The following is a 12,721-nucleotide window of genomic DNA, read 5'->3' as shown; positions in this document are numbered from 1 at the left end:
GAGCGTTTTCAAAAAGCTCTTTGTGGATACACAGATACTCATGGAAGAGGCAAAGAACATACTTGTTCTGGAATTCGGTTCAGAGCACAAAGGATATTTTTCCATCCTTGAAGCCATTGCTTCAGGCAAAGCAGTCCCTGCACACATTGCGGACTACACAGCAATGCCTCAGGGAACAGTTGCAAAGTACCTAAATGAACTTGTACACAAGTATGAGATCGTGAAAAAGGAAGAGCCTGTAATATCCGGAGGGTCACGTAACTCAAGATATTTCCTGCAGGACAATTTTTTTAATTTCTGGTTCAAGTTCATCTACAAGTATTACGGCACCTTTGAGATAGACCCCGACCTGGCAGAGAGTATAGTCAAGAAGGACCTGAACACATATTTCGGATATGCGTTTGAGGATGTTGCAAAAGAAATACTCATCAAACTCAATAAACAGCAAAAACTTCCTTTCAGGTTTACAGGAATTGGAAAATGGTGGAAGAAAGAAACCGAGATAGACCTTATCGCTTTTGACAAAATGAGTCGTAATGCCTTGTTCTGTGAGGTAAAATGGAAACACCTTTCTGAAAGAGAAGCATCAGGCATAATCGAAGACCTGAAAGAAAAGGCAAGAAAGGTCGATGGTGCCTGGAAACAGGATTACTGCCTGATAGCCAAAAAGATCGATGGAAAAGAAAAACTGGATTTTCTTGCTTTTGATCTGGTGGATATCAGGAAAGAATGTGCATTATAAGAAGAGTTCTACTCTGACCGAATAAGCAGTCTGAGAATTATACTTTATGCAAAGTACGAAAAGCATAACTTTACGCCTCTATATCGAGAATAGTATATACAAACCCGTGTTCACTCGTCTCTCACTTTGATCTTCAAACGCAATTTAGCAACAGGCTCAAGCTTTTTCCATACAACTGTTGCATCTTTCCTAAATATACAGTTTTGAACTGTTTGATCACAAAACTGTCCGTCAAGTTCATAGATAAAAAAGCCTTCATCGCCATTGGTTGAAATTACGTGATCTTTCCCTCGCAATTTTTTTGTTTCTATGATAGCTACATCTTTTAGAATATCCAGAAGATTAGCTCCTTTTTTGACTTCCACGGTTTTAATGGGTGCTAGTATATCAAGCGATCTTGCAATATCCTTATTGTTCAACTGAAGGACATGAGTTTTTCCATAGATATTCCTTTTAACAAGATCTGCATCTTCAAGAATATTGACATGCTTTGCTGCAACGGGAACAGAGATACTTTGCTCACGGGCAATTTCAGAGATGTGTTTTTCATTTTCAAATAAACTTTGAAGGATATTCAGCCTTGTTACACTGTCGAGTGCATAAAATAGTTTTAGGAATTTAGATATTTCATCTCCTTTCATTTTTTCATTAGTATTTTCAATCATATCTGTTTACTAAAGTATAATGCCTATATATAGTTTACTTTATGATTCGTACTTTGTTGTGAACCATGAGGTTCATTAGAGATTTAAATCTTGGATACTCTTTGCAGGAGATTTATTGAAATAGTTGATCCAGAAAGTTACTTCATTATAATCTCGAATATTTTTGGAAATTAAAGTTTCCAAAAAACGTTTTCTGATATTGAGATTATCCCTCAACTCTTCTTCATTCCATCCTCTTCTTATTCTTATTTCACTAAGAACTTTAGAATGGTGATATTCAAAATGATCATTAAGCTTATTCCATATGAAAACATCCTGAATATCAATCGACTCTGAAACACCTGTTATTTCAGCTATTTTAGATACTTTTCGTATTTCAGTACCATTTTCATACGTATTGGATTGCATGCAGATTATGTCAAGTGCTGTAAACATGGCTGCAGGAACATTGATTGGCGGGTTGGTAAATCGATTTATTACCTCAGTAGGAGAGCCTGCATGAAAAGTTGAACAGGTAGCATGGCCTGCATTCATTGCCTGGAATAATATTTGTGATTCGCTGCCCCTGACTTCTCCAACCAGCAGATAGTCAGGCCGTTGTCTCAAGGATGCTCGCAGAAGATCTTCCAGATCAATATTGCCAACATTGTCATGTGAAATTCCTTCACGAGTAACCATTGGTATCCAATTCTCATGTGGCAATTGTATCTCTCGCGTATCCTCCAAAGTTACAATTCTGATGTTTAAAGGAATAAACATGCAAACTGCATTCAGGGTAGACGTTTTGCCACTTGCTGTACCACCACAGATTAGGATATTTTTCCCATTCTCCATACAAAGCCAGAAATAAGCCATAATCTCTGATGAAAATGTATTCCAGGTAATGAGATCAAGGGGAGTTAAAGGAACTTTTTTTTGCTTTCTTATGCTGAAGGAGCTTCCTTTAGGACTGATTTCATGGCCATATGTGATATTGATCCTCGAACCGTCCTGCATTACCGTATCAAGTATAGGGGAAGATTTTGAAATATGCCGTGAGCTCTGGTGTGCCACCCTCATTACAAAGGCAGCTATATCATCATCATTCTCAAATGTAATGTTAGTTATAAGATTTCCATGGGATGAATGAAAAATATAGACCGGAATACCTACTCCATTGCACCAGGCATCTTCGATATTAGGGTCCCGCATAATAGAACTGATTTTACCAAAATCAATAAAATCTCTTTTCATGTAATAGAATATCTTCTCAAAAGAGTTTGTTGAAAGCTGAGAATGGTCGGAAAGCAATTCTTTAATTTTCTCTTTGAGAAGACTGTATTTATTCTCTTTATCTATTTTGTCCAGATCCTTTACTTTCTTTAGTGTAAGTACATCACCTATTGTGAACAGAACCTCATCCAGTATTGATCTTTCGATATCATCAAGTTCGGGTTCGGCAACGTGATATAACAAATCATTATCATATTTTAATATGGATATGAATGCATAAGGTTCATCAACCCAATAGCGTTCTATTTCTTCTGTGTCAATGTCAGGTTCAAATGTTACAATTGGATCGTAATTATCTGATTCTTGAACAATTACATCTGAAGATTTTACGTATTTGTTTTTAATACTTGATATCTTTCTTATCTTATCAGATATCTTTTGCATCTTTAGTGCTACTGTTACTTTGTATTTAAGATTTTACATCTATACTTTTTAATCTCATACATTATCTTTATATTAAAATATATCATCATTATCATTATCATAACATCTTGTACAATTTCATTATGTTTATATACAAAGAGAATGATTCTTTAAAAAATACTAAGTTATATTAAATTTAGAGGTACACATGATAGCTAAAAAGATTATATACTGCTTTATGCTTTCATTGCTGATTTTATTTTTATGTGGAACCAATGCTCTTGGTTCTGATGAAATTACAGCTACAAGAGGCATATCAGACACGTCTGTTGATGCGGGTGATACTTTCACTGTGACATTATCAGTTGATGTTAATAGTAAGATTGAAGCACTCTTTATTGAAGAAACGATACCCAGTGGATGGAGAATTAGCGAGGTGGATTCGGATAATGCTAATTTCAATACTAACAGCTGGATTTATACCGATGTTCTAAATCAAGGTGAAAGTAAAACCATTGTTTATGAAATTGCAGTGCCGGATTCAGCATCTGGTGGTGTCTACTCTATCTCCGGAATTGCTTCTTTTTTTAACCCGGATGGTCCGGCGCTTCAGCCAGGTGACACCGAAATAGAAATTACAATCACTGGTGATACACAGGTAACTGTAGGTCACTCTTCATCAACATCTTCATCATCTTCAAGCGCGTCATCGTCCAGCGGTGGAGGCGGAGGTGGTGGAACCTCTGGTGAAAAGTATGAAAATGTTCTGAAAAAGGAAGTTGAGACTGTGTATATCAACAAGGGTAGCAGCATAAAATATGAGTTCTCAGCTGATGAAAACGCAATTGATTACATACAGTTTACTGGTCTTAAAAACTCAGGCCAGATATCCACTACAATTGAAGTTCTTAATGGCAGATCAGCATTTGCAGATTCTGATGCATCAGGATTAATTTATCAGAATATGAACATCTGGGTGGGCAAAGTTGGTTTTGCAACATCTGATAATATAGAGAATCCGGCTATAGGATTCAGTGTTAAAAAAGAATGGATGAACAAGAATGGAATTACATCCGATGACATTGTTCTTTACAGATATTCAGATGATGTATGGAATGAGCTTGAGACAAGTGTGCTGAGTGATGATGACACATATGTCTACTTTGAATCCAAAACACCTGGTTTCTCTCCGTTTGCCGTAGCTGCTTCGGTAAATAAAGAGACAGTGTCTGTTTCCTCATCTGCAGCTGAAGATGTAGAAAAACTTGAATCTACAACTGAAATCAATGAAGAAGAAAAAACAACTCCTGTGGAAGCCGCACAAAGTACTCCAGGTTTTGGAGTATTAGGAACCATTCTAGGAGTGGTTATTGCAGGTATTTTCGCAACAATGAAAGGTAGAAAATAATTCTACCCTTTCTTCTTAAGAAAAGGCTGAGGTGAAACAGGGGATGGGAAAAAACAGACTGGTTTACTTTAGTATTTTATTTTTACTAGCTTTACCCATGTTCCCGGTTCACGCTTCCGAAAATTCAGAAGCAACAGCTGTTTCTCTTTCTACAAAGATCAATCCTTCAATATCGATTGAAGTAATGCCGGAAACCATAGATTTCGGTAAACTGTCAGCAGGTGAATCCAGTGAGATACATAAACTGACAATTTTTAGTAGAGGAAGTTCAAAGGTTTACGTTACATCCGAGGTTCTGGATGTTGCAAAAGATCTTTATGTTGAAGGATTGGAGCTCGATGATGCTTCCTGGAACATGTATAAAAAAGAGATATCCAGGGGAGAATACATTGAATCCGGTGTTCAATTAAACGTACCGGAAGACTACGTTGGCATTGGTTCAATGGAAGGAAAGCTTATATTCTGGGCGGAGCTGAAAGAAAACAAGGCACCGGTCCTTGAAAAAATTAGTAATATAAGGGTAAATAGTTCTAATATAGTAAAGATCATCCTCCATGCTTCGGATCCGGACAATGACAAATTAACATATTCAACGACGGCTGAGATTGGAAGTCTTAATGGAAACATCTTTGAGTGGGATACAACTGGAACTGAAGCTGGTGATTATAAAATCACATTCTCAGTCTCAGATGGTTATGCAACTGATTCAGAAACAATAGTAATTACCGTAAATAATGCAACTAATGGTGCTTACCCACTTGTTGATTTCATAGCTAACATAACAAAAGGAAAGGTGCCTTTAACTGTAATGTTCACAGACCAGTCAGTGAATACCACATCATGGAAATGGGATTTAGGAGATGGTAGCTATTCTGCAGACAGGAACCTTGTCCACACATATACTCAAGCTGGAAATTATACGGTATCTCTTGAAGCTGGAAATAATTCTGGAAATTGTACTGAAATAAAAATTGATTACATCATTGCTTATCCACAAATCATTATTTCATTTATATCTCCATCGAGTTCTTATGTTACTGATCATGTCGGTGATTCAAGACTATTCGAAGTCACTACTGATGAGATAGCAAATATTACCTGGATTCTTGATGGTGTGAGTATACAGACGAATGGTACTTCAATGAATGCTTCCTATTATTGTTCTTCGGCAAAGGAAGGCTTACATAATCTAACAATCTTTGCAGAAAATATGAATGGAACTGCACAAAAAGAGTGGAGATGGAATGTTACATCCCAATCGTCTTCAGATAGCACAAGTAGCAGTTCTTCAAATGGCAGGTATGTCAGTGGAGGGGGCTATTATGGAGAAGATTACAATAATATTTTAGAAAAGATGTCCAAGAGTCAGAATGTGCTGGCAAAAAAAGTAACCACTTATTCATTTAATTCTGAAAATAATCCTATAACCTCTATCAGTTTCATCGCTTTGAAGAATTCTGGTGTTATAAGTACTACAATTGAAACATTAAAGGGAATTTCTGTTCTTGTATCAGGTACCCCTCCCGGAGAGGTTTATAAGTATATGAATATCTGGGTTGGTGACACAGGATTTTCAAACCCGGATAATATTGAAAATACAGTAATTACCTTTAAAGTTGAGAAATCATGGGTGTCAGATAATGATATCCAGTCATCATTGATTTCCCTGTACAGGTACAATGAAAATAAATGGAAAAAGCTTGATACACAAAAAGTAAAAGAGGATGATAATTATCTCTATTTTGAATCAGAAACCCCTGGTTTTTCACCATTTGCTATTACAGGTATCAGTAAAGAATCATCATCTGATACAAAGGGGAGTGCATTACGATCGACAGCAGAAGATGAACTTTCTTCATCTAACGAATCTTTAGGTGTGGAATCAGTGCCAACCAATGCTTCATCATCAGGTATCGGCACATGGATATTGATATTGTGTCTGCTTTTGATATTAGTAGGTGCTGGAATTTATGTAGGGGAAAGAAAAGGATTCCTTTCACTAAGGGATAGTAAATATGAAAATGTAGTTTTTAAGGACACACTTTCATGTGAAATAGTCCCGGATGGCTTTACTTCTTATTATTTTGATGCTGAAGAAAACCCCGTGGTTTATGTCCATTTAAATACAAAAGATTACTTTGATAATGTAGAAGTTAAGGTTGAAGTGTTGAGGAACCGTTCTCTTCTTGTAAAAAATGACCCGCCAGAAACAGTATACAAGCACCTGAATATCTGGATTGTTGCAGAAGGGTTTGATCCATTGGTACTGGATACTCATTTAATAGGTTTTAAGGTAAAGCGGTCGTGGATAGAAGAAAAGGAAATAGATAGTTCATCTATAAATCTGTTCAGATATACAGATGATTTGTGGCAGAATCTGCCTACTGAAATGGTTGAAGAAACTGATGAGTATTTCATATTTGAATCTAATACACTTGGTTTTTCCTCATTTGCAATATGTAGTGTTCAACATGTACAATAATGTTGTATTTTTGAAATATTATTTATGCATGTTATCTAGAATGATACTATGTGTAAGTTAGATTTAAATCTTTATTTATATCTTCTAGAAATTCGAATTCCAAATACCGTCTGATCTCATGGTATGTATGAGAAGATGGCAAAAATCAAACACTACTATGAAATGGAAATTTCCGCCTCAGTGTCAGGGAGGCCAGTTGGGTAATGGACAGGCAGATTATACCCTGCAACAGGGTTTAATTAAGGTACAATGTGTGAGATCCAAGTTCAATCTGTGGATTATGTCGGAAATGCCAAAATCTTCCGAATCAACTATAATGCAATCGCTGTGAATGGCTGGAATCCGTTGAATGATCCGGATTAGGAGAACGGAGCAATAATAACCCTGTCCGAATATGGAATCTAGTCGTTCACTGGTAATGTCAGGTACCCGTTTAGAAGGAGAGGTAAATATGCAAGAAAAAAAGAAGGCATACAAATTAGTCATGCTGTTTGTGGGCAGTATCATGATTTTTTCGATGGTATCAGGCATTGTTTTGGCTTCTGATTGGGCCCAGTTCCAGAAAGATGCTTATAACAGCGGAATAACTTCTGATTCCGCACCAATAACTGCTCCGAATGAATCACTTTCCTGGGATCTGCGTTTAAGCGGGAGCAGTGGAATGGTTTACACCAGCGCAGTTAATCACGTTCCTCTGGTGGTTGATGACACGGTTTATGTTGCTGATCCTGGAGGGAACTTCAGTGCCGTTGATAAAAGGGCGGGAATCCTGAAGTGGAGGAATAAAATAATGGATCCGAGTTCGTTTCAGCTCGGTACTCCGGCATACAGTGAACAAACCAATACCTTCTTCATTCCCAGAGGAGACGGAAAATTATATTTTCTCAATGCAACAAACAGTGCTGTTACAAGGTGTCTGCAGGCAGGTTCATGGCTGTACACGCCGGTAACCTATGATGCAGGAAGAATTTTTCTCGGAGATACTTTTGACTCCACATTCCAAGGGCACAATGGATCCTTTTACGGGCTCTATGAAATTAATGGTACGGATTGCTGGTCCAGTCCTCTTGACCCTTTTGATGATGGAGGGTTTTACTGGGCAGGTGCCGCTGCTGTAGGTGATTTTGTCGTTGTCGGTACTTCCAGCGATTATCTGATCTCTTTGTATAAGAATAATGGAGAGATAAGGGATTTCTTGTATATTCCTGATGTTTTTGGCATAAAACAAGCAACTATGAAGGAGATTAAATCAAGTGTTGCCTATTCTCCCGATACAGGCAGGGTATACTTTACATCTAAAGGTGGATACTGTTTTGCTGTTGCTTTCAATCTGGATGGTACTTTTAACTATTCGGACAGAGATGTGGCCTATGTAAGAGAATCAACATCCACACCGTCCGTATATAATGGAAGGGTATATGTGGGATCTCTTGGTCCGTCCGCAGGAACCGGTTCGCTGCATTGTCTTGATGAGTCTGACCTTTCGGCGATATGGCGATTCGATACAAACGGCCCTGTAACGGCTTCACCGGCAATCTCAACTGCCTATGATGACGGGGACGGAGAGATATATATCTACTTCACAAGCAACACAAATAATGGAACAGTTTACTGCTTAAGGGATTATGCCGGAAGCACGGATTACGATCTTATGTGGAAATTTACGGCACCTGAAGAAAAGACCGAATATGTTCTCCAGGGTGTGTCGATATCCGACGGATATGTATTTTTTGGGAACGACAATGGTTATCTTTTCGGATTGACAAATGAGGATTGCCTTTCCCCGATAATAGATTTCACTGCAAATGTCAACTCAGGTGAGCCTTCACTCGCAGTTTCCTTTACCGATCTGTCATATGATGCACATTCCTGGTTATGGGATTTCGGGGACGGGAACACATCGACCGAGCAGAATCCTGTTCATATCTATGAAACTGAGGGTACGTATTCCGTAAGCCTTGCAGCAGGCAATGAATACGGAAACAAGACCCTGGTAAAGACTGACTATATCTATGTAGACTGGAATCCCTGGAACGATCCTGATTCTGAGGATGGCGCAGTAATATCATTAGCTGAGATCCGCAATGCCATCGTGTACTGGAAGTTTAATGCTCCTTGTCCTGAAACGGGTCACGTTATAACTCTTGGTGAGATCCGAAATATGATTGTTTACTGGAAATTCAGTTCACCGATGACGGTATGAATTGCCCGGGCAGGAGGTTTTGCCCTGCCATCTCCTTTAATCCTGCTTCCTGCATGGGTATTTTTCCGGGCAGGTAGTTGTTGCATGTCTAAATATTATTTTGTATAGGTGTTTTGCACCATTGCAGCTTCTTTATTAAAAATATCTTCCGTATCCTAAATGAAATTGTGGTCTTTACATTGTGGTGGTAATTTTTATAGTTAGCATGGTCCACTTTTTCAAGGCATCTTGTATATTAGTGTAATGGATAATAACTGTTACTTATTTAATGACACTTATATACATGTGTATAAATTATTTACATGGCTCCTGAAAAGTTAGTAATGTTCGGGAGACTAAGAATTTCGGCAAATGGGATTTACTTTTTATTTTGCCAAACAAGTGCAAAACCATAAGAGAGGTGTAATATATGACTAAAAGAACTGTTTTTATGCTTTTATTAAGCATTGGATTGATTCTGGGTCTGTCTTCAGCGGCATATGCTTCTGACTGGACATCATTCCAGAAGAACAATTACAATAATGGTGTAGTGGATGGTGTTGCTCCTTCCACAAGTTCATTCACACCGGTATGGAATCATACTATTTCGGGCAGTGGCTGGGTTGGCTGGGACGGCGCACCTATAATAGCTAATGGTACTGTTTACGACATATATTTTAACGGATATGTCTATGCCTACGACCTGACAACTGGTACCAATGTGTGGACTAACAGTGCTGTAGGTGGCGGCAGTGGTAGCTTTGAACTTAGTACTGCAGCATACGATACCGTGAATGATCGCCTGTTCGTAGCCCTGTCAAACGGTAACTCCAGTACGTCTACAAGTGTACATGCAATTAATGGAATAACCGGTGCGACAGTATGGTCTAACACCAGTCTGTCTAACTTCCCTGCCAACCACCAGTTCAACAGTGGTATCAAATACGATGATGGTAAGGTTTACGTAGCCAACTGTGTTGTAAGCGGTTCCACTACTACTACAGGTAATTTAACCTGCCTTGATGCCAGTACCGGTGTAGTTGAATGGAACTACCACAATTCTGCTGCTGGTTTCTACTGGGCAACCCCTGCTATTATCGGCGACTATGTAGTCATTGGCTGTGATGATGGTTATGTCCGTTCATTCAACAAAGCCACTGGAGCACTTGTTGAAGGCGTCAATGCAGGAGATGGCTCAATCCGCGGTGGTATCACTTACGACGGCAGCGGTTACATCTATTTCACCACCACTGGTGGAAGTGTATTTAAGTACAGTTTTAACTCAGCTACCGGTGATATAGGCAATACTGCTACAGCGTATGATGACCATGGTACCAGGATGACAACCACCCCAACCGTTGCAGGTAATTTTGTATACGTAACAGATGATTCTGCTGTTATTCATTGTTACTACAAATCAACCATGTCTCAGAGGAGTTCAATAGACCTTACAAGTACATGGGGAGGCATAAAAGCATCTCCTGTGGTCTATGATGCTGCTGATGGGTATGACTATGTGTATGTGACTGTAAATGCACCAACTGCACCTGCATCATGCGTCTATTTCGATTCAAATGGCAGGAATCCTGATGTTGCTGGCACCTTTGGTCCTGCAGGATATACATTGCAAGGTGTAGCTATCGTAGACGGGTACATCGTTTTCGGTAACGACGTGAAATATATCGGCTGTTTCAACTAAATCTGACCAAAGCAAATGTATTTTCAGGAAATCTTCTTTAGATTTCCTTTTTAATATTTGCACCAATTTCTTTTGATTTGTTTTTAAATAATTTATGTCATCTGTGTAGTGTTACTCTTAGTTTCATCATATTAGCTAATGCACTAATATATATTACTGTTAATTGTGTGCTTATATACCGGACTATTCAATCCACTTAATAACATCGACGGACAGGTCATCATGCTTTCTGAGATCAGAAACGCCATAATCTACTGAAAATTCAGCGCACCTGGTCCGTGTACATGGCATACGCTCTCACTTTCAGAATACATATATGAGAATTTACTGGAAGTTCAGCGCGCCCATATGAAATAACATGTGGAGATCAGGGTTATCCCTGCCTTCCCAATTTAATTGATATGAAAAAAACTAAGTGGAGTACAAATAATGAAAACATTAAGAATAGCTGGTTTGCTGATGCTGGTATCCCTGCTTTCAGTTGCCTTAATGGCATCTACGGCACTTGCTGCAGGCGAGATATCTGCATCCAGATCATTTGACACAACAGAGATTAGTGCAGGAGACACCGTCAGGGTCACTGTGGACATTACAGTGGGTGGAGACACAGTTTTAGGTTCTGTCTCATTAGCTGAGACCATTCCTGAAGGATGGTCCGTCACTTCAGTAAATGATGGTGGCTGGACCCCGTCAGAGTCTATTGATGGCCAATGGCTGGGACCGTCTAGTGATACTTTCTCACCCGGTTACACGACAACAATTGTCTATGACCTCACATCAAGTGCCACCAGTACAAGTATTTCGGTTTCCGGGCTGATAGAAGGCACCACCAACATAATGCCCCCTGTTGATATAAGTTCTACAGTATCCGGACAGACAGACATCACCGTAACAGGCGGCTTAGCACCCGGAATTCATCTGTATGACGGTGACAGCTTTGTAGCCGCTTTTGCTAATGCAACAGCCGGAGACATCATTTACCTGCATGCAGGAACCTATGAATACATGGATGATATGATATTTACGGATATTCCAGTTCTTATCATAGGTGACTCACCTGAGACGGTTACTTTAACTGTTATGCTGTACACCGACGGTGATGAGTTATATTTGGAAAATCTGACCGCTTTTGGTTTCTTTGATGCACCAAGCGCAGATATAACTATTAAAAATAGTGTAATAGAAGGTGTGCCAACATTTTGCAGAGACTTCCTTGTCGAGGATTGTACTTTCTCGAACAAAATACAGGTTGATGGGGGTAGCGGTACAATTAGAAATTGTGTTGGAACTGGAATCTCCGGTATATATAATATACCTTCCGGAAGTACTGTATTAATTGAGAATAATGAGTTCAATTTCAATCTCGGAATAGCGTCTATTAGGGCAGAAGACGATGAAGACGCAATTATCATCCGGAACAATGTCTTTAACAACAGTGGAAATGGTTATCTTAATTTCGTGGGTTATCCAGAGTTAACAGGTAATACCTTTATCGGAGGTAACCCTGCTGTTCAAGTGAACAATGGAGGTAATTTGTATGATACTCCTATATATGAGAACACATTTGATTCATGCACTAATGCAATAAGATTCACCGGCGACAGTGTTGCTACTATCTATCTCAATGAATTCATTGATGTCGGCACAGTAGCTTCATGGACAGCCGGAACTGGAGACGCAACACCCTCTACCTGGCAGTCCTCTGCAATGGACTACACAATCAACGGCGTAACCTTGAACGGTCCTCTTGGTAACTACTACTCTGACTACACCGGAGCAGATGGCAATGGTGACGGAATCGGGGACACAGCAGTTGATTTCGGTGACCTTGGTGCAGACAGCTATCCTCTGATGGCCCGGATGGAAGAAGGTGGAATTACCACAGTGCAGACTCTTGCAGAAATGACA

General features: G+C 39.2%; 8 protein-coding genes. 6 read left to right on the top strand and 2 right to left on the bottom strand.

The window, feature by feature from the left end; all coding sequences use genetic code 11:
- Positions 1 to 742, top strand: a 742-nt coding sequence (locus BB781_RS06590; protein ID WP_129582650.1) for an ATP-binding protein, incomplete at its 5' end; no start/stop codon positions are given.
- Positions 743 to 852: 110 nt separating this feature from the next.
- On the opposite strand, the gene BB781_RS06585 is transcribed toward BB781_RS06590, so the two are convergent.
- A complete protein-coding gene (locus BB781_RS06585) occupies positions 853 to 1,407 on the bottom strand; it encodes an ArsR/SmtB family transcription factor (RefSeq protein WP_242492566.1) in 555 nt (184 codons plus the stop codon).
- A gap of 75 nt (positions 1,408 to 1,482) precedes the next feature.
- The gene (locus BB781_RS06580; RefSeq protein ID WP_094227709.1) at positions 1,483 to 3,063 is read right to left on the bottom strand and encodes a type II/IV secretion system ATPase subunit; all 1,581 of its coding nucleotides are present in this window, start codon (positions 3,061 to 3,063) and stop codon (positions 1,483 to 1,485) included.
- 187 nt (positions 3,064 to 3,250) lie between these two features.
- Here BB781_RS06580 and BB781_RS06575 point away from each other — a divergent pair, with 187 nt between their 5' ends.
- The 5 genes from BB781_RS06575 to BB781_RS06550 form a co-directional block, all read left to right on the top strand.
- The gene (locus BB781_RS06575) at positions 3,251 to 4,450 is read left to right on the top strand and encodes a PGF-pre-PGF domain-containing protein (protein ID WP_094227708.1); all 1,200 of its coding nucleotides are present in this window, start codon (positions 3,251 to 3,253) and stop codon (positions 4,448 to 4,450) included.
- A gap of 43 nt (positions 4,451 to 4,493) precedes the next feature.
- Positions 4,494 to 6,932: a PGF-pre-PGF domain-containing protein gene (locus BB781_RS06570; RefSeq protein WP_094227707.1), complete on the top strand. Its 2,439-nt coding sequence runs from the start codon at positions 4,494 to 4,496 to the stop codon at positions 6,930 to 6,932.
- A gap of 451 nt (positions 6,933 to 7,383) precedes the next feature.
- Positions 7,384 to 9,135, top strand: a complete 1,752-nt coding sequence (locus BB781_RS06560; RefSeq protein ID WP_164997799.1) for a PKD domain-containing protein — start codon at positions 7,384 to 7,386, stop codon at positions 9,133 to 9,135.
- A gap of 409 nt (positions 9,136 to 9,544) precedes the next feature.
- Entirely contained in the window at positions 9,545 to 10,813 is a 1,269-nt protein-coding gene (locus tag BB781_RS06555) for an outer membrane protein assembly factor BamB family protein (protein ID WP_094227704.1), read from the top strand.
- Positions 10,814 to 11,242: 429 nt separating this feature from the next.
- Positions 11,243 to 12,721, top strand: a 1,479-nt coding sequence (locus BB781_RS06550) for a hypothetical protein (RefSeq protein WP_207205253.1), incomplete at its 3' end; no start/stop codon positions are given.

The organism is Methanolobus psychrotolerans, assembly GCF_002243045.1.
GTDB lineage: Archaea > Halobacteriota > Methanosarcinia > Methanosarcinales > Methanosarcinaceae > Methanolobus > Methanolobus psychrotolerans.
The sequence above is the reverse complement of the archived record's forward strand: the minus strand, read 5'-3'. Positions and strand labels throughout refer to the sequence as shown.